This is a genomic window from Defluviitoga sp. (assembly GCF_035349255.1).
Lineage (GTDB): Bacteria > Thermotogota > Thermotogae > Petrotogales > Petrotogaceae > Defluviitoga.
Map to the genome: position 1 here is coordinate 1 of NZ_DAOPSE010000007.1, position 26237 is coordinate 26237.

At 32.3% G+C, this 26237-nt stretch carries 21 protein-coding genes; 8 read left to right on the forward strand and 13 right to left on the reverse strand.

The annotated features are described in order from the left end of the window. Positions 1-265 precede the first annotated feature (265 nt). The 10 genes from PKN74_RS03085 to PKN74_RS03130 form a co-directional block, all read right to left on the reverse strand. Positions 266-1234 carry an ABC transporter permease gene (locus tag PKN74_RS03085; RefSeq protein WP_472308494.1) on the reverse strand — a complete coding sequence of 323 codons (969 nt, stop codon included), beginning with the start codon at positions 1232-1234 and terminating at the stop codon, positions 266-268. Positions 1235-1337: 103 nt separating this feature from the next. Continuing rightward, positions 1338-3077 carry an ABC transporter substrate-binding protein gene (locus PKN74_RS03090; RefSeq protein ID WP_472308496.1) on the reverse strand — a complete coding sequence of 580 codons (1740 nt, stop codon included), beginning with the start codon at positions 3075-3077 and terminating at the stop codon, positions 1338-1340. Between the two features lie 359 nt (positions 3078-3436). Then, positions 3437-4417, reverse strand: a complete 981-nt coding sequence (locus PKN74_RS03095) for an ABC transporter ATP-binding protein (protein ID WP_472308498.1) — start codon at positions 4415-4417, stop codon at positions 3437-3439. Next, positions 4404-5402: an ABC transporter ATP-binding protein gene (locus PKN74_RS03100; protein WP_472308500.1), complete on the reverse strand. Its 999-nt coding sequence runs from the start codon at positions 5400-5402 to the stop codon at positions 4404-4406. The genes PKN74_RS03095 and PKN74_RS03100 overlap by 14 nt, the downstream gene beginning before the upstream one ends. Further along, positions 5399-6463: an ABC transporter permease gene (locus PKN74_RS03105; protein ID WP_472308600.1), complete on the reverse strand. Its 1065-nt coding sequence runs from the start codon at positions 6461-6463 to the stop codon at positions 5399-5401. Before PKN74_RS03105 ends, PKN74_RS03100 begins: the two co-directional genes overlap by 4 nt. Before the next feature lie 57 nt (positions 6464-6520). Beyond that, positions 6521-7489 (reverse strand): ABC transporter permease, encoded by a 969-nt coding sequence (locus PKN74_RS03110; protein ID WP_472308502.1) that lies wholly within the window; start codon positions 7487-7489, stop codon positions 6521-6523. 169 nt (positions 7490-7658) lie between these two features. Continuing rightward, complete coding sequence (locus PKN74_RS03115) at positions 7659-9398, reverse strand: ABC transporter substrate-binding protein (RefSeq protein WP_472308504.1); 1740 nt, start codon at positions 9396-9398, stop codon at positions 7659-7661. Positions 9399-9518: 120 nt separating this feature from the next. Further along, positions 9519-10343, reverse strand: coding sequence for a carbohydrate ABC transporter permease (locus PKN74_RS03120; protein WP_472308506.1), 825 nt, complete (start codon positions 10341-10343; stop codon positions 9519-9521). A gap of 11 nt (positions 10344-10354) precedes the next feature. After that, a complete protein-coding gene (locus tag PKN74_RS03125) occupies positions 10355-11272 on the reverse strand; it encodes a carbohydrate ABC transporter permease (protein WP_472308508.1) in 918 nt (305 codons plus the stop codon). A gap of 73 nt (positions 11273-11345) precedes the next feature. Then, the gene (locus PKN74_RS03130; RefSeq protein ID WP_472308510.1) at positions 11346-12602 is read right to left on the reverse strand and encodes an extracellular solute-binding protein; all 1257 of its coding nucleotides are present in this window, start codon (positions 12600-12602) and stop codon (positions 11346-11348) included. Between the two features lie 632 nt (positions 12603-13234). Here PKN74_RS03130 and PKN74_RS03135 point away from each other — a divergent pair. The 8 genes from PKN74_RS03135 to mnmG all read left to right on the forward strand — a co-directional run bounded on the left by PKN74_RS03135 (position 13235) and on the right by mnmG (position 22484). Then, positions 13235-14386: an exo-beta-N-acetylmuramidase NamZ family protein gene (locus tag PKN74_RS03135; RefSeq protein WP_472308512.1), complete on the forward strand. Its 1152-nt coding sequence runs from the start codon at positions 13235-13237 to the stop codon at positions 14384-14386. Further along, positions 14374-15948, forward strand: a complete 1575-nt coding sequence (nagZ, locus tag PKN74_RS03140) for a beta-N-acetylhexosaminidase (RefSeq protein WP_472308514.1) — start codon at positions 14374-14376, stop codon at positions 15946-15948. The genes PKN74_RS03135 and nagZ overlap by 13 nt, the downstream gene beginning before the upstream one ends. Beyond that, positions 15917-16813 carry an N-acetylmuramic acid 6-phosphate etherase gene (murQ, locus tag PKN74_RS03145; protein ID WP_472308516.1) on the forward strand — a complete coding sequence of 299 codons (897 nt, stop codon included), beginning with the start codon at positions 15917-15919 and terminating at the stop codon, positions 16811-16813. Before nagZ ends, murQ begins: the two co-directional genes overlap by 32 nt. A gap of 7 nt (positions 16814-16820) precedes the next feature. Next, positions 16821-17546, forward strand: a complete 726-nt coding sequence (locus PKN74_RS03150; RefSeq protein WP_472308518.1) for a GntR family transcriptional regulator — start codon at positions 16821-16823, stop codon at positions 17544-17546. Further along, the gene (locus tag PKN74_RS03155) at positions 17543-18400 is read left to right on the forward strand and encodes a BadF/BadG/BcrA/BcrD ATPase family protein (protein WP_472308520.1); all 858 of its coding nucleotides are present in this window, start codon (positions 17543-17545) and stop codon (positions 18398-18400) included. The genes PKN74_RS03150 and PKN74_RS03155 overlap by 4 nt, the downstream gene beginning before the upstream one ends. A gap of 12 nt (positions 18401-18412) precedes the next feature. Then, positions 18413-19336, forward strand: a complete 924-nt coding sequence (locus PKN74_RS03160; protein ID WP_472308522.1) for an SIS domain-containing protein — start codon at positions 18413-18415, stop codon at positions 19334-19336. Positions 19337-19348: 12 nt separating this feature from the next. Then, positions 19349-20434, forward strand: coding sequence for an N-acetylglucosamine-6-phosphate deacetylase (nagA, locus tag PKN74_RS03165; protein ID WP_472308524.1), 1086 nt, complete (start codon positions 19349-19351; stop codon positions 20432-20434). A gap of 175 nt (positions 20435-20609) precedes the next feature. Beyond that, positions 20610-22484 carry a tRNA uridine-5-carboxymethylaminomethyl(34) synthesis enzyme MnmG gene (gene mnmG / locus PKN74_RS03170; protein WP_472308602.1) on the forward strand — a complete coding sequence of 625 codons (1875 nt, stop codon included), beginning with the start codon at positions 20610-20612 and terminating at the stop codon, positions 22482-22484. A gap of 57 nt (positions 22485-22541) precedes the next feature. Here mnmG and PKN74_RS03175 read toward each other — a convergent pair whose 3' ends face one another. The 3 genes from PKN74_RS03175 to tdh all read right to left on the reverse strand — a co-directional run bounded on the left by PKN74_RS03175 (position 22542) and on the right by tdh (position 26235). Continuing rightward, complete coding sequence (locus PKN74_RS03175) at positions 22542-23696, reverse strand: hypothetical protein (RefSeq protein WP_472308526.1); 1155 nt, start codon at positions 23694-23696, stop codon at positions 22542-22544. Between the two features lie 159 nt (positions 23697-23855). Then, on the reverse strand, positions 23856-25037 hold the full coding sequence (locus PKN74_RS03180; RefSeq protein ID WP_472308528.1) for a glycine C-acetyltransferase: 1182 nt from the start codon (positions 25035-25037) through the stop codon (positions 23856-23858). A gap of 154 nt (positions 25038-25191) precedes the next feature. Continuing rightward, positions 25192-26235, reverse strand: coding sequence for an L-threonine 3-dehydrogenase (gene tdh / locus PKN74_RS03185; protein WP_472308530.1), 1044 nt, complete (start codon positions 26233-26235; stop codon positions 25192-25194). Between the last annotated feature and the right edge of the window lie 2 nt (positions 26236-26237).

Consider the following 26237-nt stretch of genomic DNA (forward strand, 5'->3'; position numbering starts at 1 on the left):
TTGTTTATTTTTTATTAATCCAATCACATTAATTTTACAAATAATACGCTTCATAATATTTTACTTTAACCAATTTTAATTATTTTTTATCAAGGAAATCCTCTTTATAAATCGTTTTGGATTTCAAATGATTTTTTCAATTGATAACTCTTCTTTCCGTAAAAGATCTTTGACAATAGATTCTACCTAAATTTATTTTTTAGGTTACCACAAAAAGAATATTCTGGTTGCAAAGTCGCCTGCTAACTTTCCGAATCTATATAGGTTAACTGATTCTAATTCTTGGGTCAAGCATCGCAAGTGCAATGTCTGCAATTAAATTTCCTATTTGAGTCATAAAGGCTATGAACATTAAAAAAGTCATTACTAAATATTGATCATGATTTAGCAATGCGTTATAAAAAAAGGGACCCATTGTTGGTAAATTTAAAACAATCGATGTGATTATTGTACCGCTGAATATTTCAGGCAGTTGCATGCCTGCTATACTTACTAAGGGGTTAACAGCATTCTTTATTACATGACGTCTAACAACTTTGTCTTCTAATCCACGAGCTTTTAGAGAAGTAACAAACGGAGCATTGACAACATCAAGCATATTACCCCTCATAACTCTCATTAAACCAGCAAGACCTGAGAATCCTATCACTACAATAGGTAACCAAATATGTTTTAGCAAATCAACCAACTTAGCCCAACTCCATGGAGCTCCAATATATTGAACCGAAAATAAACCTCCTATTGAAGTTACTCCCATTTGCAGAGCTAACCACATAAAAACTAAAGCAAGAAAAAAAACTGGCACAGAAATTCCTAAAAATCCTACAAAGGTAAGAATATAATCACTAACAGAATATTGATGCATTGATGTGTAGATTCCAGCAGGAACAGCTATTATCCATTGAAATATGATAGTCAAAAGGGCAATTGAAACCGTCCAACCCATTCTTTCCCAAATTAATTCACCCACAGGTCTTTTATAGGCAAATGAATACCCGAAATCTCCTTTTGTAATAATACCTTTTATCCACAGAAAATACCTCTGTATAGGAGGCTTGTCAAGTCCTAAAGATTTTTGCAATTCAATCACCTGTTCAGGAGATACGCGGGGATTGTTAAGATATTGGGTGGCGAAATCACCAGGCTGAAGTTCTGTAATGACAAAACAAATAACAGAAATTAAAATCATCATTGGAATCATGATGAGTAATCTTCTAATAATGAATGTTGTCATCTTTCAATCCTCCAATGTCTATATATTTCTAACAACATTAAACTTGATAGTCATGAATAAAGTGAGGGAGAGAGAAAATCTCCCTCACTATTAACAATAAAGACTATTTTTTAAATATTGTTTCATTAGAATATACAATAACTCCTTCTTCATTTAAAAAATAATTTGCGATATTTGCTTGTTTAGCGGATAACTCCATACCTTTACAAACAAATATAAATGGAACATAATAAGCATAAAGTGCTTGCCAATCATCATAATAAATTTTTCTTAATATTTGGTCCATTGTGACCTGAGCTTTTTCAAAATCTTCATAAACTCTTAACTCCCAATCTAACATTTCTTCAAATATTACTTCTCCTGTTTCTTTATTCATAGTTGAAAGGTGATTGTAATACAAATGATTTCCGGGTTGCCAAATAGCCTTTCTTAATTGAGGATCGGGTTGATTTCCAAAAGCTCCCAGTGCTGCTTCAAAATCACCAGATTGTGTAGTTTGTGAAACCAAAGTTGGATCAAGTATTTGTAAATAAACTTTAACTCCTATTTTTTCCAAATCTTGAGAAAATATATAAGCAATATCTTGAAATTCTTGAGCACTCGATGCTGTTAAAACAAATTCAAATCTTTTACCGCTGGGTAATTCTCTCCAACCATCACCGTTTCGATCTTTTATACCAATTGAATCGAGCATTTGTCCCGCCTTTTGTAAATCATATTTTCTTCTAATATTTTCTATGTTTGGATTGTAAAAAGACTTATTGCTTGGAAGAACTGGAGTTCCACCATAAACTGCCAACGTATTATACACTTCCTCTATTATTCTATCTCTATTTAAAGCATATTCCATTGCAAATCTAAATCTTTCATTCCTGAATACTTCTTTAAGTTCGGGATTTTTGGCATCAAAATTAAATGTGACATGTACAGGACTGGGTGTTGGTTTTATTGGTTGACCTTTAAAAACTTGTATTTTTCCTTTTGATATTTCTTCTTGCTTTAAATAGGGATAATCTCTTGGTGATACCGTCATATAATCTATTTTACCAGCTAGAAATTGAGCATTTGCCACTTCATCATCCTGAATAATTATGTAAACTAATTCGTTGACGTATGGAAGTTTATTACCCCATTTATCAACTTTCCAATAATATGGATTTTTCTCTAAAACAACTTTTTGCTCTGTCACATATTCTTTTAAAACAAATGGACCTGTTCCTGCAAATTCAGTTGGTGGTGTATTTGTTAGCCATAGGCGGTTAACCGATCCCATATCGCTTTTGTCAATTTTTGACTCTAATTTGTGTTGAGGAAGGATGTAAGCATGGCTAAGAACATTAAAAAAAGCTCCGTAAGGTTCTGGCAGATAAGCTTTTACGGTTCTATCATCAACTTTTTCCCACCTAACAAGTTCTCCGGCGATCGTGAATCTTGCAATTTCGTTACCTTCAGCAAACCTGTTCATTATAAAATAATTCATAGTGAATATTACATCATCTGCCGTGAATGGTTGACCATCACTCCACTTAATATCCCTTAAATGAAAAATTACCTCTTTTTCATCCTCGGAAGTTTCCCATGATTCTGCCAAAGCTGGTTCAATAACATTTGTGATAGGATTGAGATCAACTAGTCCTCTTAAAAATTGACCTGCTATAGTATAAGCTACATTATCTAGTGTGCCATAATAATTAAAAGATTGAGGTGCACTGGAAAGTCTTATCGTAAGAGTACCTCCAAGCTTAGGTTTTTCGGGGGTAAACATCTCATCAACGACAAAATTTGCTGCAAATATACTTAAAGCTAAAATGCCGACTAATAACAACGTGAGAAACTTTTTCATACCTAATAACCTCCTTTTGATAATTTTAAAATACTCAACCTGTAACTCAACATAGTTAAGGTGGTAAAGTAAGAATTTGACGTGACTAATTTGTGATAAAGTAAATACATTATCTTCCACAATAAAAATTTGTAACCTGTTTTCTTAACTATCTCATAAAACATTTATTTTTGCAAATCGGTAAAAACGAGCTTTTTTTATATATTTACCAATAATTAGTAATAGATAGTCAAGAATAACTGAAATTCTAAAAAATTGATATATTGTTATTACTTATTACTTATTACTTATTAAATACTAATTATCTATTTTTATTTTAGAACTTTAATTTAGAACAAAAATTTTCAAATCTTGTTTTTTTAATCATATAAATGGCACGCCACCTTATGTTCTGCTCCCAACAACTCCGGTTGAATTTTATCGCAAGCATCAATCTTATATGTGCATCTAGGATGAAAAGGGCATCCTAATGGTGGATTTATAGGACTTGGAGGCTCTCCTGTCACTAAAACTTTGTCCAACTTTCTATTCCCTGGATCCCAACTTGGCATAGAACTCATTAATACCTTTGTATAAGGATGTAGAGGATTCTCAAATAGCTCGTCTGCAGGTGCTTCTTCTATAGCATTTCCCAAATAAATAACCACTATCTTATCACTCACATGATGGATTAAATCTAAATTGTGAGATATAAAAAGGTATGATATTTTAAACTCGTTTTGAATTTCTTTTAATAACTCGATTATTTGGTTTTGAACTGAAACATCGAGAGCAGAAGTAGGTTCATCACATATAATTAATCTTGGTTTTAAGGTTAAAGCTCTAGCAATTGCAATTCGTTGTCTTTGACCGCCACTAAATTCATGTGGATATCTTGTGGTATAAGTTGCACTCAAGCCAACTCTTTCTAATAATTCGTTTATATAATCAATTTCTTCTTTTTTATTTTTAAACACTCTATGTATTTGAAGGGGTTCTTTAATTATTTCTCCAACTGTTAACCTTGGATCCAAAGAATCATAAGGATTTTGAAAGATCATTTGAATACTTTTTCTAAAAGTACTCTTTATTGACTTATCAAGCTTATTTGTTACATCATATTCATTTCCTTTCTCATCATAAAAATAAAGTGAACCTTCCGTTGGATCATATATCTTCGTTATTATTCTACCAAGAGTCGTTTTTCCGCATCCTGATTCTCCAACAATACCTATACTCTCAAAATCGTTTATTTCAATATTTATACTTTCTAGTGCTTTGACATAACCGGTAACTTTTAAAAACACTCCCCCTCTTATTGGAAAATATTTTTTTATATTCTTAGCCTTAATTATCTTCAAGTTTATTACCTCCATTCACATACAACCAACAAGATACCAAATGATCGTTTCCTATATTGATTTCATGGGGCTCTTCTTCTTTACAAATATTTCTGACAAAACTACAACGTGGATTAAATCTACATCCATCTGGAAAATGCTGGGGGGAAGGAACTGTTCCAGGAATATACGGTAGCGTTTTTGACTTATACTCCCTTCTGATTTTTGACTCCATCAAACCTTTTGTATACGGATGTTTAGGTTCTTTAAAAATTTCCTCTGTAGTGCCCTTTTCTACAAGCTTTCCTGCATACATAACATGTACTCTATCCGCCATTTCAGAGATTACTCCCAAATCATGAGTTATGAAAATTATTGAATTTCCAAATTCTTCTTGAATTGATTTCATTAAATTGAGAACTTGAGCTTGAACTGTGACATCTAGAGCAGTTGTTGGCTCATCTGCAATTAAAATTCTGGGATTAGTTAGAAGATTTAATGCAATCATAGCTCTTTGCAACATTCCTCCACTCATTTCATGAGGATATTGCTCATATCTTTTTTCAGGTTCTGGAATACCAACTCTTCTCATCATATCAATTCCCTTATCTCTACTCTCAGTTTTTGATAATTTTAAATGGGTTTTGCAAACTTCGTACATTTGTTCTCCAATTGTGTATAGAGGATCAAATGAAGACATCGGTTCTTGAAAAATCATACCTATTTCTTTTCCTCGAACTTTCTTGAAATCTTCCTCTTCTATTTCCAAAATATTTTTATCTTGATATAATATTTCTCCCGAAAGAATGGTAGCTTTTGGATTTAGTAACTTCATTATAGCCAAATTAGTTACAGTCTTGCCACAGCCTGATTCTCCAACCAATCCTAGAGTTTCTTTCTCTTTTAGTACAAAACTTATATTGTCAACAGCCTTAGAAATTCCTTCAAAGGTCTTAAAATAAATTTTCAAATTGTTTATCTCCAGAATGTTTTTTGAATTTTTCATGCTCTTTCACCCACTTTGTAAGGATCGGCGACATCCCTTAGAGATTCACCTACGAAATTAAAAGATAGAACAGCTAGAACGATAAAAATACCTGGTATCAAAAGCCATGGATAAGAAGAAAGAGCAGATAGAGATTGAGCTTGTCCTAGTAACAGTCCCCAACTGGTCATCGGTTCTTTGATACCCAGTCCTAAAAAGCTCATGGAACTTTCTCCCAAAATCATACCCGGAATTGAAAGTGTAGATACAACTATTAAATAGGACATTGTGTTTGGAATAAGATGTTTGGTAATTATCTTAAAACCAGAAGCTCCCATTGTTTTAGCTGCAATGACAAATTCTTTTTCCCGTAAACTAAGAACCATCCCCCTTACTACTCTTGCTACACCCATCCAACCTATGAACGAAAGAACCATCACAATAGCAAAATATACCATGGTACTCGGCCACTGCGGGGGAATAATCATTGCCAAAGCCAACCAAAGTGGAATTTGTGGAAAAGAACGAAGTAACTCAGTAAGCCTTTGAATAACTACATCTACCCATCCACCAAAGTATCCTGAAATAGCACCCATAATAGCACCAATAATCACGCTTATGAAAGTACCAACAAGTCCAATGGTCATAGAAACCCTAGAACCGTAAACAACCCTTGACAACAAATCTCTACCAAATTTATCTGTGCCAAACAAGCACAACAATGCATTTGTATCTTTAGAAATCCCAAAAAGGTGTAAGTCGCTTTCAAATATTCCCCATAATTTGTAACTGTCTCCATGAACAAAAAACTTTATCGGAACTATTTCACTAGTATCTTCTACATAAGTTAGTTGAAGTGTAACCGGATGTCTTTCTCTTTTTAAAGGGTGTATATAAGGGCCGATGAATTTGCCTTCATGAATCCATCTTACCTTACTTGGGGGAGCGTAGGTATAATTCCTATTTGAAGTCATATAACTATAAGGGGCTATAAATTCTGCAAAGATTACCATTATATACAAGAAAATTAGGATTATTAAACCAACTACTCCTAATTTATTTTTAAAGAATGCATTAACCATTCTTTTAGTTTGATCTTTCACACAAAGTCGCCTCCTAACTTTCCGAATCTAAATAGGTTAACTGATTCTAATTCTTGGGTCAAGCATCGCAAGTGCAATGTCTGCAATTAAATTTCCTATTTGAGTCATAAAGGCTATGAACATTAAAAAAGTCATTACTAAATATTGATCATGATTTAGCAATGCGTTATAAAAAAAGGGACCCATTGTTGGTAAATTTAAAACAATCGATGTGATTATTGTACCGCTGAATATTTCAGGCAGTTGCATGCCTGCTATACTTACTAAGGGGTTAACAGCATTCTTTATTACATGACGTCTAACAACTTTGTCTTCTAATCCACGAGCTTTTAGAGAAGTAACAAACGGAGCATTGACAACATCAAGCATATTACCCCTCATAACTCTCATTAAACCAGCAAGACCTGAGAATCCTATCACTACAATAGGTAACCAAATATGTTTTAGCAAATCAACCAACTTAGCCCAACTCCATGGAGCTCCAATATATTGAACCGAAAATAAACCTCCTATTGAAGTTACTCCCATTTGCAGAGCTAACCACATAAAAACTAAAGCAAGAAAAAAAACTGGCACAGAAATTCCTAAAAATCCTACAAAGGTAAGAATATAATCACTAACAGAATATTGATGCATTGATGTGTAGATTCCAGCAGGAACAGCTATTATCCATTGAAATATGATAGTCAAAAGGGCAATTGAAACCGTCCAACCCATTCTTTCCCAAATTAATTCACCCACAGGTCTTTTATAGGCAAATGAATACCCAAAATCTCCTTTTGTAATAATACCTTTTATCCAGATAAAATACCTCTGAACAGGGGGTTTGTCTAAACCCAACATCTCATTAAGCCTTACTAAATGCTCAGGAGAAATATTTGGATTTTCCATAAATTGAGAAGCAAAACTTCCTGGCTGTAACTCCGTTATGATAAAGCACATTACAGATATTAGAAACATTGTTGGAATCATGATTAACAATCTTCTCACAATGAATGACCACATGTAAATTCCTCCACTTTTAAACAATTTAAAAGTTAATGCTCATTAATCGGAGTTTCATACACTGGCAGAATTGATATTAAAAAACGCTTTGTTGACTACAATAAATGTATGAAACTCCGTGCAATTTATTTTTTAAATTGGCTTAGTAAATCTGTTTAGCCGATCTTTTTTATTTAACAAAAATTGTATAATAACTGTAAACCACTGGTCCATTTCCGTTTAATTGGAAAACATTACCTATACGTTTATTCCAGCCCCAAATATCCATCGGTTTACAAACGAATATATATGGAACTTTATCTGCGTAAATCTCTTGCCAGCGATCATAATATTTTTTTCTTTCGTATGGATCCATAGTAGTTTGTCCTTTTTCAAAAAGTTCATAAACCTCCAATTCCCAATCTAACATATTTTCAAAAACTGGTTTCCCAGTTTGTGGATCCCTAGTAGATATATGATTATAATAAAGCGGTCCACTCGGCTGCCATATCTCTTTCCTTAATTGAGGATCAGGTTGATTTCCAAAAGCATACATAGACATTTCAAAATTTCCCGCTAAGAGGGTTTCCATTATTACAGAAATATCTAAAAACTGCAAATGAAGTTTTACTCCGATCTTTTTCACATCTTCTGAAAAAATATAGGCAATTTCTTGGGCTTGTTGAGCAGTAGTAGTCAAAAATACTATTTCAAGATTTTTTCCACTTGGTAAATTCCTTATGCCATCTTTATCTGTATCTTTTAATCCTAGTTTATCTAATAGTTCTGCCGATTTAGTCAGATCATAAGGTCTTCTAATCTCTTCGATTTTTGGGTTATAAAAGAAATTTGAGGGTAAAGTCGGTGTCCCACCATAAACTGCTAATGTATTATATACTTCTTCTATTATTCTATCTCTATCCAAAGCGTATTCCATCGCCCTTCTAAAATCGTCTTCCCTAAATAGTTTTCGTAACTCAGGATCTTTCGCGTCTAAATTAAAGGTAATATGAAAAGGACTTGGTGTAGGATTAACTGGTTCTGCGGCAAAAATTCTAAATGGTGCGCCTGCTAATTCTTGACTTTTCAAAGTTGGATAATCTTTTGGATCTAGTACTGCAAAATCAACTTCTCCTGTCATAAATTTGGCCATTGTAACTTCAGGGTCAGGAATAACTATAAAGTTTATCCTATCAATATATGGCAAACGATTTCCCCACTTATCAACTTTCCAATAGTTAGGATTCTTCTTAAGAACAATTTTTTGATCAGTAACATATCGTTCAATAGTAAAAGGTCCTGTCCCAACTATTTCATTTGGAGGTGTGCTAGTAGTCCATATAAAGTTTACAGAACTCAGATCATTCTTATCAATTAAAGGTTCAAGTACATGTTTAGGAAATATTTTTACATGAGAAAGTGTCATAAGAAATGGACCAAAGGGTTCGGGTAATATAGCTTTCACAGTCATATCGTCAATTTTTTCCCATTTAACCAATTCTCCGGCTATTGTCAATCTAGGTATTGCATTATTAATAGCTTTTTCATTCATTGCAAAATATTTTAATGTAAACATAACGTCATCGGCACTAAAAGGATGTCCATCTGACCATTTGACATCTCTTAAATGAAAAATTACTTCTCTTCCATCCTCTGATATCTCCCAAGATTCGGCTAAAGCTGGTTCAGGCTGCTGATAAACAGGTTGCAAATCAATCAAAGGATTCAGAACGTGTATCATCACACTGAACGCGGGTGTAAAAAATGTCGCATAAAGATTAAAAGAATCTGGAGCACCGTTTAAAGCTAAATTCACTTCACCTCCCATTTTTGGCTCCTCAGGCGTTAGCCAATCAGGGACAACAAAATCTGCCGCAAAAACACTAAAAGCTAAAATCCCAACTAACAATAGCATAAAAAACTTTTTCATTTTCAAAAACCTCCTCTAAAAATTTTAAAAACTTTTAAAAGTAATAATGTAAATAAACTTGCTATATGAAATAAAATATGCATTATTTCCTGACTCTAACTTAATTTAATTCAAATGATTTCATCCTTTTACGGCTCCTGCTGTTAAACCACTTATAAACTGTTTTGACATTAATAAATAAAGTATTATCATTGGTATACTCGCAATCACCATCCCTGCAAACAAACTTGCCCAATCGGTCATATATTGTCCAAAGAATATAGTCATGCCAAGCTGGATGGTTTTTAAACTATCTGACCGGATAAAAAGAAGGGGAAAAAAGAAATCGTTCCACCATGGAACAAAATTAACCAAGGCAACTGTCGCTAGTGCAGGTCTAACTAAAGGCAACATTATCTTATAAAATATTTGAAATTCATTACATCCATCTACGCGTGCAGCATCAGATAATTCTGAAGGTATGGTTTTGAAAAAACCGGTAAATAGAAAAACAGACATAGGCATTCCACTAGCAGAATAAGTAAAAATTAGAGACAACCTGGTATCAAGTAAATTTAAATCTCTCATTAAAATAAACAGAGGTACTATTCCTAATCTTATAGGAATCATAATACCTGCAAGAAAAATCATAAACACTAAATTATTAAATTTAAAATTAAATTTAGCTAATGCATAAGCAGCCAAAGAAGCACAAAAAAGGAGAATGATTAATGAAGAAATAGTTATTAAAACGCTATTCAAAAAATATACTTTAAAATTTGCTTCATTCCATACCTTTATGAAATTCTGAAAGTTCCATTTCTTTGGCAAATTAAAAGGATTAAAAAATATTTCTGGAGTTGTTTTAAAGGATGATATAAACATTATAAAAATTGGATAAATAGATATAACTGCAAGAATTGTAAGGAACATATAATTTAAGACAACCAATATTTTTTTAGTCATTTTCTCACCCTTCAATATTCGATTTCGCTTTTTTGCATAATTCTTATTCCAAAATATGAAGCAAACCCAATTATGATCAACATTACTACTGCAATGGCGGATGCTACTCCTATATTTCCTCCCGCAGCCCCTGTCGTAGGATCTCCAAAAGCTGTTCTATAGAAAAACGTTGCTAACAAATCCGTCGAATAATGAGGATTACCACTTGAACCTTGCATAACAAAAACCAATTCAAAAGCATTAAAATCCCAAATGAAAGTAAGTATAGTAACCATAATTATCGTTGGTTTCAAAAGTGGAAGAGTTATGTATCTAAACAAATGCCATTTGTTTGCTCCATCGACTATTGCAGCTTCGTTCAATTCTTGAGGTATACTCTGTAGACCTGCCTTAAAAACAAGAACAGGATAGCCAAACCATCTCCAAAAATTTATCAATATAATTGTGTTTAAAGCAGTACTTTCTTGACCAAGCCATGGTGCTACCCACTTTTCCAGTCCTATAAGACTCAAAAATTGGCTAACAGCACCCCAATTTGGATTTAAAAGTAGTAACCACAAGAACCCTACAACAACCATCGATAACGTATAAGTAAGAAAATAAACAGCTTGAAAAAATTCCATCACCGGTTTTTCTTTATTTAATTGAATTGCGATATACAAACCAATAGTTGTTTGAAGAATAAAAGTCGTTAAAAAAAACTTCGCATTATGTCCGAGCGCTTTCCAAAATTTTTCTTTATATGGATATTCCCTAAGTACTTTGCGAAAATTTTCGAATCCTATAAACTCTTTTCTGATAAATCCATCCCAGGAAAAGAAACTGTATCCTAAAGCAGATACTAATGGATATATCATAAAAAGTCCGTATAGAATAACGCCTGGCAATAGAAAAAAGAGGTAAGGGTGTTTTTGAATCCATTTTTTCATGCAATTCCTTCTTTCGTTTGAAAGTTGGGTGTTACACAAAATAACCCGTGTGTAACACCCTTATTCAAATCAACTATTTTTTAAATGGTTCATACCAAGTTGCTATTCCTTGTTGTATTTTTCTCAGAGTAGTTTCTATATTTTGTGTTCCGGCCATTAATGCTTGAAGCTCATTTTGCAAAAGTGTTGAGCCACTTGGTTCTCCATATCTAAATGCAGTTAACATCATAAAAGGAGTAGGATTTGCAACATTAACGACTTCCCTTAAAGCCTTGTCTGTCGGTTCAACCCCTGGAACAGCTGAAATTTGAGCAAGCTCATCTGTAAACATTTGCCCAAATTTTTGACTAGCTGTAAATCTAATAAATTTGGTCGCTTCTTCTATATATTTGCAGTCTGCATTAATTCCATAAGAACCATCAACATAGATTGAACTATATGCTGGCGTGTCTTCCGTTTCTCCAGGAACGATAAAAGCACCTATTTCAACCGCTGGATTCATTTGTTTTATTGTACCAATTTCATAAGAACCCGCAACCCACATAACAGCCATTTCTTGTGCAAACATTATTTGCATGTCTGTATATCCTACTCCCGTATAATTGCGAGGTAAATATGGCCTCAGTTCAAGTATTTTTTCCAAAGCTCTTTTCATCTCTTCAGATTCAAAAGTTTTCTCACCTGAAACTACAGCTTCGTAAAATTCATCTCCACCATAAAAAGTTGGAGCAACTCCTCCAAATAAGGTTTCTAGGGTCCAAGCATCTTTTGTTCCATTAGCAAAAGGTATATATCCTGCATTTTTAATTTTTTCTGCAGTATTTAAAAATTCTTCCCAAGTTTTAGGTGTTTCAAGATGAAGTTCATTGAAAAGTCTCTTGTTATATAGAACAAGTACATGCTGTACAGCAAAAGGTACACCATAAATTTTTCCATCTCTTCTACTAGTTGCACCTTCTAAGACGTATTCCGGGAAATTTTCCAATTCAGGAATTTTATCATCCAAAGGCAATAAAAATCCCGCATTAGCCAAAGGTTCCATTCCTCCATATGCTCTTAGCTGGATTATATCTGGTCCCATACCTCCTTGTAAGGCAGTGGCAAGAATAGTGTTATACTCTGTATTTCGATAAGCAGTAAAGTTAATGTGAATATTTGGATATTCTTTGTTGAATTCCGAGATAAATTTTTGATAAGCTTTTATATCCTCAGTTCTCCAACTCCAAAAATCTAACTCAATTACGCCCTTTTCTCCAACCGCAGCTATTACATTTGTTACAGGAACTAGCACTAGAACCAAAAAAGTTAAAAACAATATAAACTTCTTCATTGCATAAAACCTCCTTTTGAGTATTGGTAAAACAAATCATTAAAACTTCATTAAACTATCTAATCCGATAATTTTTTATGCCTTTTCATCTGAATTAGCTCAATTCAAAAGATGTTCTAGTTGGTCAAAGTATCCTACAAAATAAGCATATGAAATATTTAAAAAATTTTATTTTGATGGCTAGATATCTAATTACAGGCTTTATGAACAATTTATAAATCTTTAAAACATTATGCTACTTCATCATTGCCAAAAACATCAAAACTTATAAGCACAATTAATATAATGACTGTAAAAAGTTTTTCATTCCTACAAACCTCTATTATGTAGTTAAAAACACTTGAAAAGTTTGAGCAAAATATTTAAAATATACTTTGTACCAGGTAAAAATACTAATATATATGTGACAAAGTAAATACATAGTTAATAAGATTATTGGTTTGTAATTTGTTTTTTTAATTATCCCATAAAATTATAAGTGTTTGCAAATTGAAAAAAACGATATTTTTTTATTTAATTGCCAATAATTAATCATAATAACTAAAAACAACATATTTTCAATAGATTTAGATTTGACATATTGTCATTACTTAATGTACAATTAAGATAAAAAGAAAGAAGGTGTATTAATTATGATATTCCAAGGAATAGACGTATTAGAAAAAAATCATTTTAAAGAACTAAACAATAAAAAAATTGCATTAATAACTAATTATTCTTTTGTAAATAAGATCATGGAAGATGGGATTGATTTAATGTTCAAAAATAATATCAATGTAGTTAAGATATTTACTCCTGAACATGGGCTTTATGGCTTACCTGATGGGCAAGAATTTAACGATCAAATTCATCCTATTTATAAGATTCCTGTAATAAGTTTATATGGTGAAAATAAAAAACCTACTTCTGAGCAACTAAAAGACGTTGATGTTCTTGTTTATGATATTCAAGATGTTGGATTAAGATTTTATACCTTTATATACACCTTAGCTTATTCTTTAATCGCTGCTAGCGAAAACGCTAAGAAATTTATAGTTTTAGATAGAATAAATCCCTTAGGAAGAATAGTTTTTGGACCTAGAATTAAAAAAGATTTTTTTACATTTGTTGGCAATTATGAACTTCCTTTAAGATACGGTCTCACCCCTGGTGAACTGGCAAGATACTACAAGAAATATCTTAAATTAGATATTGATTTAGAAGTTATTCAAATTGAAGGATGGCAAGGAGACACTTTCGATAAATTACAGTTAAAATGGAATATTCCTTCTCCTGCTTTACCCACTTTCGAAAGCACGGTAGCATATAGTGGTATGTGTTTAATTGAAGGTTCAAACATAAGTGAAGGGAGAGGAACACCTAAACCTTTTTGTTTTATTGGCGCACCATGGATAAACGAAAACGAATTATATGATTTCTTACGTAAAAAATTCCCTAATCTGATTTTAAGAAAAAGAAACTTTATACCAAATTTTTCTAAATTTCAAGGACGACTATGTAATGGTGTAGAATTTTTCCCTGAAACAAAAGATAACTTTGTAATAGTAGCAGTTGAGATGGTCAGATATTTAGCTCAAAAAGAAGATTTCGAATTTAGAAAATATATAGATAGAGAAAATCTTCATCAAAAAGATCACATTGAAAATTTACTAGGAGTTGAAAAGACAATATTTTTTGAAGACGATTTTTCATACTTAGAAGATTGGAACAAAAGTGCTCAAGAATTTATTGATTTTTGTGATGATATTTTACTATATGGAGGAATAAACCTATGGAAGATTTAGATAGAATATTGGGGAAATTATTTTTAATAGGTATACACGGGACGAGTTTAAATAAAGAAAATATGAAAGCATTGAATGCGATCAAACCTGGGGCAATAATTTTCTTTTCAAGAAACGTACAACACAAAAATCAGCTACACAAATTCATAGAAGATATTAAAAATTTTCTTGGTTATGAACCTCTGTTTAGTATTGATCAAGAAGGTGGAATGGTGACTCGTTTAGAAAAAAGTTTTTCTGTTGCTCCAAGTGCTATGGCTGTTGCTGCCACAGGCTATAGCGAAAACGCTTATATAGCAGCTAATACCCTCGCAAAAGAAATGCTAGCGGTTGGAATAGATTGGGATTATGCCCCCGTTGTTGATATAAACAATAATCCTTTAAACTCAGCAATAGGTATCAGAAGTTTTTCTGATGATAAGAATGTTGTACTCAAATTTGCATCTGAATTTGTTAAAGGATTACATGATGGTGGAGTGCTTTCATGTTTAAAGCATTTTCCTGGAATTGGAAATGTAAATATAGATCCTCACTTAGATCTTCCTCAATCAAATCTAAGTAAAGAAGAGCTTTTGCTGAATGAACTATTTCCTTTCTTAAACATAAAATCTTCATCTTGGATGCCCACCCATATTTACTTACCAAGGATACAAAACACAAGAGAGCCTGTTTCTGTTTCCAAAGAAATTCTTACTGATTTTGTTAGGAATGAATTAGATTTTAAAGGTGTGTTGGTTTCCGATGATTTACAAATGGGTGGGGTAAGCAATTTTTATTCTATAGAAGAAGCTACAATAAAAGCATTGAATGCTGGTATGGATATTGTTACTATATGTCATTCCTTTGATGAACAAGCAAAAGCTAAAGAAGCTGTTGTATTTGAATATAAAAATAATAATGACTTTAAAAAGATAGTTAAAAAGGCCTTAGAAAGAATAAACAATTTACATAATTATTCTCGCAATTTAAAAAATAAACTCTCAACTGAAGTTTCTTTAGCAGATGTTGGTTGTAAAAAACACTTAGACATTATGCAAAATATTTGTGATCAATCAATTACCTCCTTTATCGATAAAAAGTCTTCAAAGGAAGAAATTTCATCTATTGAAAAGTTAGATAATGTTTTTTACTTTTTAAAAGTTAAAAATACGATTGGAGTTGAAGACAGTGAGAATAAAAGTAAATGGTTAATTAATCAAATTTCTAAAGATTTCAAACTCAGTCCAATAGACCTAACACAATCCAAAAAAGAAGATGTCATTAATTTATCAAAAAATAAAATTAATTTGATCTTTACTGAAAACGCCTACTTGAATGAAGAGATATCAGATTTAATTTTAAAGATAGCTCACACATCTAAAGAAACATATTTAGTTGCACTAAGAAATCCTTATGATATCTTTTTACCTCAGATAAAGTATGGATTATGCTCATATGGATATCAATTAAATTCACAAATATCCTTGTATAAAACATTGAAGGGGGAAATGAAACCAATTGGAAAATTACCTATTGATCGGAGGTCTGAATATGCTAGAATTTCTAGAAACAGAAAAGAGTAATCCCAAAACCGCAAATTTAGATGAACTGAACATCTATGACATTTTAAGGGTGATTAATCAAGAAGACGCTACTGTGCCTTTAACAATTACAGAAAATTTGCAGACAATTGTTTCAATAGTAGAAATTTGTATTTCTACCATTGAAAATGGTGGAAGAATCGTGTATGTTGGAGCAGGAACTAGTGGTCGAGTCGCAGTCATAGATGCCGTTGAAACTGTTCCTACGTTTGATGTTGAACCTGGAACTTTTTTACCAATAATTGCCGGGGGAGAAAAAGCTTTTTTTACTGCGACTGAAAATGTAGAAGATTTTGAAGAAGGAGGCATAAAAGATCTAGAAAAAAACAATATAAGAGCACAAGATTTTGTAATGGGAATAACCGCTAGTGGTAGAACACCTTATGTAAAAGGAGCCTTAACAAAGGCACGTGAAATTGGTTGTAAGACAGCGTTAATTTGTAATGTTAAAGATCCAGAATTAAAAGATTTTTGTGATATTGTCTTATCTTTAAGAACAGGTCCTGAGGTAATCACAGGAAGTACTCGAATGAAAGCTGGCTCTGCTCAAAAAATGGTTTTGAATATGATAAGTACTACAACTATGATAAAATTAGGTAAAACTTACAAAAATTATATGGTTGATGTAAAAGTTATGAACAAAAAGCTTGAGGAAAGAGCAATTAGAATTATTTCTGAAATAACAGGATTAGATAGAAATACAAGTAGAGACTATTTACTAAAAGCTAACATGAAACCTAAATTAGCTATCTTAATGATATTGTCAGGTAAGGATAAAAATTCTTGTGAAAATGTTCTAAAAGAAACGAACGTTCTTAATGAAGCTTTGAAAAAATTGGGGGTGTGAGGAAATTATGGAAAAAGTACCAATACCACTTTATTATCAATTGTACCTTGAACTTAAAGAGAAACTTATAGAAGAATATAAAAAAGGTGAAAAATTTTTAACCGAAATGGAAATTTGTGAAAAATATGGTGTATCAAGACCTACGGTAAGAAAAGCACTAGATGAATTAGAAAGAGAAGGACTTATTGAAAGGAAAAGAGGCCAAGGTACCTTTTATACTGGCATTAAACAAGAAGAAGAATTAAGTAAATTAACTGGTTTTACCGAAGAAGCTCTAAAACAAGGGCATAAGACTTACTCATTAGTCTTAGAAAATAAGTTAGTAGAAATACCTACCGAATTGATAAAAGACTTTGAACTTCCTAAAAATGCTAGGGTAGTTCTCTTAAAAAGAGTGAGATATTTAGACGAAGAACCATATGCAATTGAAACAGCTTATTTAAACCCTGGGGCGGATATAAGAGTCTTGAATATAATTGAAAGAAATATGGGAAAAGAATCTTTGTATCAAATATTAAATAATGAGTACGGAATTAAATTTTCAAAAGCTATAGAAACTCTGGAAGTTACTAGACTAACAAAAGAAGAGGCAAAATATTTATCTCAAAAAGAAGGAGAACCAGCTGCACTCAGAACACGTTACACTTACACAGAAGCTAACCAATGCATTGAGTATGTAATTTCCATATACAGAGGAGATAAATATAAATTTAGAGTGGTGAGGGAAGTTTGAAGTTTCTAGGAATGGATGGTGGAGGTACCCATATTGCAGTTTCTATAGTTAATGAAAAAGGAAACAACCTGATGGAATTTGAAATAAATACCGGCGTTAATCTAACTTCTGTTGATCAAGAAAGATTAAAAAATATTTTTAAGGAAATTTATTACAAAACAGGTTTTGTTGATGGAATTGTTGTTAGTTTTTCAGGAGCAGGAACACAAAAAAGAAAAGATAATTTAAAATCTATAATTAAAGATGTCTTTAAAATCGATGAAATCATAGTATATAATGACGGAGAATCTATTCTCTACGCGTGTTATAATGGAAATAATGAGGCACTTGTAATTTCAGGAACAGGTACCGTTGTAATGGGAATGACCTCAGAAAAGCAAATAATAAGAAGTGGAGGATGGGGTCATCTTTTTAATGATGTTGGTGGAGGATTCTGGATCGCAACAAGAATTATTCAGGAGGCTTTCAGATATCGAGATGAATTAAGAGAATTCGATCCGATTTTTGAAAGACTTAAAATATATTACAGGGTAGATGCAATTGAAGAACTTACGAGTTTACAGGGAAAAGAAGATTTCAAAACGATTATTTCTTCTTTTACTAAAGATGCTTTAAAAGAACCTACTCTGTTAGTTAAAGAAATAGTTGAAGAAGGAATACAAGATCTTTCATTTAGGTGTAAAATGATATTAGACAAGCTTGCTCTTAAAGAAATTTACACACATGGAGGATTATTTGAGTCCAAATTCTACCAAAGTGTATTTAAAGAATTTATGCATCCATATTCTATATTACCTTTAAAAATAAATGTTAGCGAACAAATGGCATTACTTGCAAAAAAACATTCTACATAAAGGAGTGATTGCGTGTCTTATACATTAGAAGAAATTCTTAGAATACCGGCTTTGTTAGAAAATTTGAAAGATTTTAAGTTTGATTTTTCAAAAGATAAAAGTTATCTGTTTGTAGGGTGTGGCTCTTCTTTTAATTTGGGTTTTATCGCGAAAACATTGTTAAATATGAACGGTTATAAAGCAGATGTGATAACTAGTGGTTACGTAATGTTATTTAATAAGATTCCTAAAAGTGACGTCGCAATTCTAATCACCAGAACAGGAGAGACAACTGAAACTGTAAAAGCTGCACAAACTATTAAAAACTTCGGCATTAAAACCATTGGGATAACTTGTGCAAAAGATTCTACTATCAGTAAAATTTCTGATGAAAGTATAATATTAGATTTTGCTGAAGAAAAAAGCGTTGTTATGACGGGTTCTTTCGTCCTTATTTTGGCATTGCTTGTAAATGGTATCAATAAATATGATTTTTCTGAAGAAAGCAAAAAAGTTTTAAACTCATCAACCGAAGTTATTGACAAGCTAGATCTCAGCAAATATGAACATTTTGTTTTTTTAGGTTATGATGAAAATCTAGGTGTCTCAAAAGAAGGAGCTTTAAAATTACAAGAAATGGCTTTGCAATACGTTGAATATCATGAACCACTCGAATATAGACATGGACCAATATCAAGGCTTACTGAAAAAACTCTGGTTGTTATTAATTCAAAAGACAATCTTGAAGAAAAAAAATTAAAAAAAGACATAGAAAAATTAGGAGCCACAACATTAGAAATTTCCTTTCAAGGAGAAATAAAAGTCCCCAACTTCAATGGTTTTGAAATCCCTCTAAGACTGATACCTATACAATATTTAGGATACAAAAAAGCAATCCAAATGGGATATAACCCTGATACCCCAAGAAATTTATCAAAGTCGGTAAAGCTCGAATAGGAGGCTTAGATTATGAAGTTGGAAAAAGTCTTAATCGTTGATCCAATAAAAGGAGAATTTACAGGAGACGTTGAAATAGAAGGTAAAAAAATCACTAAAGTCTCTGTAAAAGATTACTATAGCTATGACAACATTGTTATGCCGGGTTTTGTTGACGTTCATACTCATGGTCAAAAAGGTATCAATGTTATGGATGCATCAAGTGAAGATTTCAAAAAATGGGCGGAAAACAATTTCTCATATGGAGTTACCTCTTTTATACCCTCGACAGTTTCTGCTTCTAAAGATCAAATTCTCAAAGTTTTGGAAAATTCAAAAGATGTTGGTTTATCGATAGAAGGAATTCACTTAGAAGGTCCATTTATAAGTCTAGAAAAGAAAGGAGCTCAAAATCCACAATACATTAGAAAACCCACTATTGAAGAACTCGAAGAAATCATAACTGAACAAGTCAAATTGATAACTATGGCTCCCGAAGTTGAAAACTTTTTTGATGTCATTGATTATTTAAAAGAAAAAAATGTAGTTATATCTCTAGGACATACTAACGCGGACTTTAATCTCTTTAAAAAAGCTTTTCAATCTGGAATAAATAGAATAACTCATTTTTCTAATGCATTAACTCCCTTGCATCATAGAAATATAGGTGGAACAGGGTCGGCACTATATTTGGACTTCCATCTAGAAATGATTTGTGACGGTATACACCTGAGTCGAGAATTCGTGGATCTAACTTATCAAATCAAAGGGTCAGACAAAATCATTTTGATAACCGATTCTTTTGAAGGTGCTGCACTTGAAGATGGTCATTATAAATTAGGAGGATTAGACGTAACAGTTAAAGACGCAAAAGCTTTCTTAGCAGATGGAACTATAGCTAGCAGCACTCTTGTATTTAACGAAGGAGTAAAAAACTTCAAAAAATTTACAAATTGTTCTCTCCAAGAACTAGCTAAAGTATCTTCTTATAATGCATTAAGAAACCTTAATATTTTAAATAAAGGAAGAATTGAAACTGGATACGTCGCTAATCTTGTGATTTTAGATAAAAATTTAGATTTAGTTCAGACAATATTCGAAGGAAGACGTGTATTTTAAAATCCGAGACTTCTTTAATGCTTATATTTTATGATTAAGTACAAAATTCAATAACAACTGAAAATCCTAAACAGAAGACATAATTTTTGTGGTATAATTTAATATAATGAAAAACTAGGGGGAGGCTAGATCAAAGCCTCCCATTTGCTTTATTAATTGGAGGTGAGTATTTTTGATAAAATCGGATAATGATTTCGATGTAATAGTTGTAGGAGCAGGTCACGCTGGAATTGAAGCTTCTTTAGCTTCAGCTAAAATGGGAATGAAGACATTACTTTTAAACATAAACTTGGATACTGTAGGTTGGACACCATGTAATCCAGCAATTGGTGGTCCTGCCAAAGGAGTTGTTACACGAGAAATTGATGCACTAGGAGGAGTACAAGCAAAAGTAGCCGATGACACGATGATAAATATACGTATGTTAAATACCAGTAAAGGAATAGCCGTGAGAGCTTTGAGGGCTCAAGTTGACAAATACGAGTATTCAAGAAGAATGAAAGAAATTTTAGAATCCACTAATAATTTAATTTTAAGGCAAGGCATTGTAAAAAAAATATTAGTTGATGGAAAAAGAGTAATAGGTGTAGAAACAGAATTAGGAATGAAATATTTCGCTAAAGCTGTCATTTTAACAACAGGAACATTTTTGAGAGGAAAAATATTTGTTGGAAGAGAATCTTTTGAATCAGGAAGAATCGGTGAATTACCTGCAAATTCATTAACTTTTTCGTTAATAGAAAATGGATTGAAAGTCGGTAGATTTAAAACAGATACTTCTCCTAGAATTCGTAATGATTCTGTTGATTTTACGAAGTTTGAAGTTCAAAATACTTCTGATGAACCTCTGGCTTTTTCATACTGGAATGAACCTAAATTACTATCAAAAGAATATCCCTGTTATCTTGGAAAAACCAATAATAATACCCATGAAGTTATAATGAAATATATTGATTATTCTCCCTGGTACGGAACAATAAAATTATTGTCAAGTAAAGGTCCAAGATACTGCCCTTCCATAGAAGATAAGGTTATGAAGTTTCATAAGGATTCTCACCAATTTTTTCTTGAGCCTGAATCAAAATATTCGAAAGAAATTTATTTAAACGGATTAAGCACAAGCCTACCTTATGAAGCTCAACTAGAAATGCTTAGAACAATTCCAGGCCTTGAAAATGCGATAATAGTAAGACCTGCTTACGCTATAGAATATGACTTTATTTATCCTAAACAATTGAAACACAATTTAGAAACAAAAGAGATTGAAGGATTGTTTTTAGCAGGTCAGATAAATGGAACAAGCGGATATGAAGAAGCAGCAGGGCAAGGTATTATCGCTGGAATAAATGCTGCTCTTAAAGTTAAAAATGAAGAGCCTTTTATTTTAGATCGATCTGAGGCTTATTTAGGGGTATTAATTGATGATTTAATAACAAAAGGAGTAGACGAACCATATAGACTCCTTACATCACGTGCCGAGTACCGGTTATTATTAAGGCATGACAATGCACATCTAAGATTATATAAATATGGTTACAAGTATGGTTTGCTAAACAAAGAGCAATACGAAAAAGTTCTAAATCTTGAAAAGCAGATAGAATATCATATTTCAAGACTAAATCAAATCAATATTAATCCAAGTGAAGTAAATGAGATACTACTTGAAAAAAGTTCCTCGAAAATAAAAAGTAGTGTTAAATTTGGGGAACTGTTAAGAAGAACTGAAATTTCTTATCATGATATTAAACATTTAGATCCTGAAGAGATTAAAGAAAAAGAAGTGATAGAACAAGTTGACATATTTTTTAAATATGAGGGATATTTCAAAAGAATGAACGAAGAAATTGCTAGGATGAAAGAACTAGAAAAAGTGACAATTCCAAACGATATAGACTATGATGAAATACCTAATATAGCGTTTGAAGCGAAAGAAAAGTTAAAACAAATAAAGCCAGAAACGCTTGGACAGATGTCAAGAATTCCTGGAATAAATCCAGCAGATATAATAAACCTAAATATCTATTTAAAACAGAAATATAAATCTAAATAAAAAATAACTGCCTGAGCGAGGCTTCTCAAGCAGTTATTTTTTTATCCAAGAATTTTTTTATTTTATAGTATATTTTAAAACAAACACATCTTTCATATCGTCTGCACCCAAATCAGGTGACTCAGAATAACCTCCAAGATAAAGATTTCCCTTATTATCTATGTCTATAGAGAAAGCAACATCGTCTCCGTAACCGCCGATAATTCTTTCGCTGAGTAAATTCCCGTTTACATCATATTCTAATATGACAATGTCTTTGTCTTTATAATCTTTATTTGGATTTGTAATATAACCTGTTACAAAAATATGACCATTAGGAGCTATAGCTAGCGAGTATCCATGATCACCTTCTATATCTCCATAAAATCTTTCCCATACAATTTTACCGTTATAGTCAACTTTTACAACATAAATGTCAGTCCACTTTGTTTTCCAAGAACCTTCATAACCAACAGCGACATAACCACCTGGAACTTCCTTAACGTCGAAACCTCTTGCATATTCTCTTGGAGAAAATACTTTAGTCCAAATTTCTTCTCCGTTCTTATCCACTTTAGTTAGATAAAATTTTGTTAAGTTTTCGAAAATTTGTACAATCGTTCCCGCTATAATAAAATTGCCATCAGATGTTTTTTCTATACTCAATGGTTTAGTATCAGATCCAGGAACAAAATAAGGTAGCCATTTTTGATAAACGATATTGCCAGATTTATCTAATTTTACTATAATGCCCCTCATGTTTAATGTTTCGGGATCAGAACCATAACCAATTACTATAAAACCATCATTTACTTCCACAAAATCAGTACCTTTATCCTGTCCTAATTTTGTCAAATTTTTTGTAAATTTGTTTTTACCTATCTTATTAATATATATATCAAAATCACTTCCATATGAACCCGATGTACCAACAATGACTAAATCACCATCTGATGCGACTCCACCACTACTAATCCAATCATTATAGATACCGCCTAATGTGTTCTCATAAACCAAATTACCTACTTGATCAAACTTTAAGATCAACATATCTTCGTTAAAACCCATCTCATCTGTGTAACCAAAAGCATACACTCCATCTTCCACTGCTGCTACTTTGAATATTTCTTGGGCACCTGGTAGGGTATAAACTCTTCCCCAATCCAAAGTGACTGAAGCCATGGAAAGAATGGAAACAACTAAAATCAATACTAACAAAATTTTGGTCTTCACCACAATCCCTCCTATCTTTTATAATTTTTTTAAAATTTTGATTACTTATAGATACAAATTTTACTTATGAGACAATTTAAAATCAATTAAATTTTAAATTCTACATAATTATAACATAAAAAAAGAAAAAAATACAACTTATAATTCAAAAATAACAACTCAAATAATATTTAAATCTTTACCAATCTTTTCAAATTTAGATAGAGCGAAATCTAAATCTTCTTTTGAATGAGTAGCACTAATCATGACTCTAATTCTTGCTTTTCCTCGTGGAACAGTAGGATAGACAATGGCTGATGCGAAAATTCCTTCTTCGTAAAGTTTAGCGCTAAAGTCTCGAGTCTTTTTTTCATCATAGATCATAACAGGTGTTATAGGGGTTTCAGTCTCACCAATATTGTAACCCATCTTTTTAATAACATCTTGAAAATAGTGGGCATTTTGCCATAATTTGTTTACCAATTCGTTTGATTCCGAAAGGATTTTAGTAGCTTCTAATGCTGCGGCTGTTTCAGCAGGTGACAAAGAACTTGAAAATAAAAATGGTCGAGCTTTTTGCTTTAGATAATCTATTAATATTTTTCTACCCGCAATAAAACCTCCAACCACACCAAAGGCTTTTGATAGAGTGCCTATTTCGATATCTATCTCGTTACTTAACTTAAAGTGATCAGCAACTCCTCTACCATTCTCTCCAAGCACTCCTTCTCCATGGGCATCATCAACCATAACTAATGCATCATATTTTTTGGCTAGATTAACTATACCAGGAAGGGGAGCGATATCTCCGTCCATGCTAAATACACCGTCAGTTATTATCAGTTTTCTTCTAAAATTCTCATTTGAAGCTTTTATCAATTGTTCTTCTAAAGATCTAAGATTTTTGTGTTCCCAAATATATCTCTTAACCTTTGATAATCTAATCCCATCTATAATACTAGCATGATTTAGCTCATCAGAAAAAATCGCGTCATTTTCATTAGTAATAGCAGGGATAACTGCTTGATTAGCGTTAAACCCAGATTGCACAACCAGTGTAGCTTCCACCTTTTTGAAATCTGCTAGTCTCTGTTCTAATTCTTCGTGTATCTTCATTGTGCCAGCAATTGTTCTAACTGCACCTGGTCCAACACCCCATTGTTGGATTGCTTTGACGGCTGCCTCTTTCAATCTTGGATGATTTGCTAAACCCAAATAATTATTGGAACAAAGATTTAAAACCTTTTTACCACCCACATTTATCCACGACCCTTGAGGACTTTCAAGAGTTCTTATATTAACAAGTAAAGCAGAATCTTCCAATTCTTTCATTTCTTTTTGTATTTGATCATAAAAATTCACATTAACACCTCCCTCAATATAGTGTCCATAGATGTTTTTTAGAATTCTATTTAGTTCTTTTATATAATTTATGTTTTTATTTAAGATCTTGTTCCTTTAAAACTTGATCAAAAACTTGATCAAACTTAAGTTTAGTTTTACTAAACTCAACATATTAATCAGCAGCAACATTTAAAACTATTTTACCACTTTGTCCACTGGCCATCAATTCAAATGCTTCTTCAAAATTATTGAAATCAAATTGGTGAGTAACAATTTTACTTAAATCTAATTTTTTATATTTCAACCAAGAAGCTGAAAGATACCAAGTCTCAAACATTTTCCTTCCAGTTATTGTATGAATGGTTAAATTTTTAAATACTGCAGCATTCATTTCAAAATTAATTCTATCTTCAGGATAAACACCTAAAATTGAAGCTACTCCAGTATTTTTTAGAGAAAGAATTCCATCATTTAATGCGCTTTCATTTCCTGACATCTCCAAAAACACATCGGCTCCTAATCCATCTGTAAGTTCCATAATTTTATCAACAACTGAATTATTCACTGGATTAATTACCAAATCAGCTCCAACATCCTTTGCCATTTTTGACCTATATTCAGATATTTCACTCACTACAACAAAAGATGCCCCTGATATCTTAGATACAGCTAACGCCATTAACCCTATAGGCCCAGCTCCAGTAATCAGAACCAAACTTCCCCTCAAATCTGCAACCGTAGTCGTAAATATTGCGTTACCTAACGGTTCCATAACAGATGCATATTCTAAGGGAATACTCTCATCTATTTTCAACAAAACAACATCCGGAAGAACTATATATTCAGAAAACACACCATTTGTATCTACACCCAGTATTTTAAGACTTTGGCATACATGCATATTTCCATTTCTACAATGGTAACAGTGCCCACAAGGTATATGACTATCTCCAACTACCAAATCACCGGGTTTAACATTTTTTACCTCTTCTCCAACTTCAATAACTTTTCCAACGAATTCATGACCATCTATCTGGGGTAAAGATTTTATTCGATTTTTTGCCCAATTATCCCATTTGTAAATGTGAACATCAGTTCCACAAATAGATGCCTTTAGAACTTTAATTTTAACGTCATGGGAAAAACTTATCGTAGGTTCATTAACTTCTACAAGAGAAAAACCTTTTTTTGGTTCAACCTTTACTATAGCTTTCATAT

What these genes read in the sequence shown, in the direction of transcription:
- murQ (WP_472308516.1), top strand. Translation starts at nt 15,917, where the DNA reads ATGCTAGAATTTCTAGAAACAGAAAAGAGTAATCCCAAAACCGCAAAT.
- tdh (WP_472308530.1), bottom strand. Translation starts at nt 26,235, where the DNA reads ATGAAAGCTATAGTAAAGGTTGAACCAAAAAAAGGTTTTTCTCTTGTA.
- PKN74_RS03105 (WP_472308600.1), bottom strand. Translation starts at nt 6,463, where the DNA reads ATGGTTAATGCATTCTTTAAAAATAAATTAGGAGTAGTTGGTTTAATA.
- PKN74_RS03085 (WP_472308494.1), bottom strand. Translation starts at nt 1,234, where the DNA reads ATGACAACATTCATTATTAGAAGATTACTCATCATGATTCCAATGATG.
- PKN74_RS03110 (WP_472308502.1), bottom strand. Translation starts at nt 7,489, where the DNA reads ATGTGGTCATTCATTGTGAGAAGATTGTTAATCATGATTCCAACAATG.
- nagA (WP_472308524.1), top strand. Translation starts at nt 19,349, where the DNA reads ATGAAGTTGGAAAAAGTCTTAATCGTTGATCCAATAAAAGGAGAATTT.
- PKN74_RS03120 (WP_472308506.1), bottom strand. Translation starts at nt 10,343, where the DNA reads ATGACTAAAAAAATATTGGTTGTCTTAAATTATATGTTCCTTACAATT.
- PKN74_RS03115 (WP_472308504.1), bottom strand. Translation starts at nt 9,398, where the DNA reads ATGAAAAAGTTTTTTATGCTATTGTTAGTTGGGATTTTAGCTTTTAGT.
- PKN74_RS03100 (WP_472308500.1), bottom strand. Translation starts at nt 5,402, where the DNA reads ATGAAAAATTCAAAAAACATTCTGGAGATAAACAATTTGAAAATTTAT.
- nagZ (WP_472308514.1), top strand. Translation starts at nt 14,374, where the DNA reads ATGGAAGATTTAGATAGAATATTGGGGAAATTATTTTTAATAGGTATA.
- PKN74_RS03090 (WP_472308496.1), bottom strand. Translation starts at nt 3,077, where the DNA reads ATGAAAAAGTTTCTCACGTTGTTATTAGTCGGCATTTTAGCTTTAAGT.
- PKN74_RS03150 (WP_472308518.1), top strand. Translation starts at nt 16,821, where the DNA reads ATGGAAAAAGTACCAATACCACTTTATTATCAATTGTACCTTGAACTT.
- PKN74_RS03125 (WP_472308508.1), bottom strand. Translation starts at nt 11,272, where the DNA reads ATGAAAAAATGGATTCAAAAACACCCTTACCTCTTTTTTCTATTGCCA.
- PKN74_RS03130 (WP_472308510.1), bottom strand. Translation starts at nt 12,602, where the DNA reads ATGAAGAAGTTTATATTGTTTTTAACTTTTTTGGTTCTAGTGCTAGTT.
- PKN74_RS03135 (WP_472308512.1), top strand. Translation starts at nt 13,235, where the DNA reads ATGATATTCCAAGGAATAGACGTATTAGAAAAAAATCATTTTAAAGAA.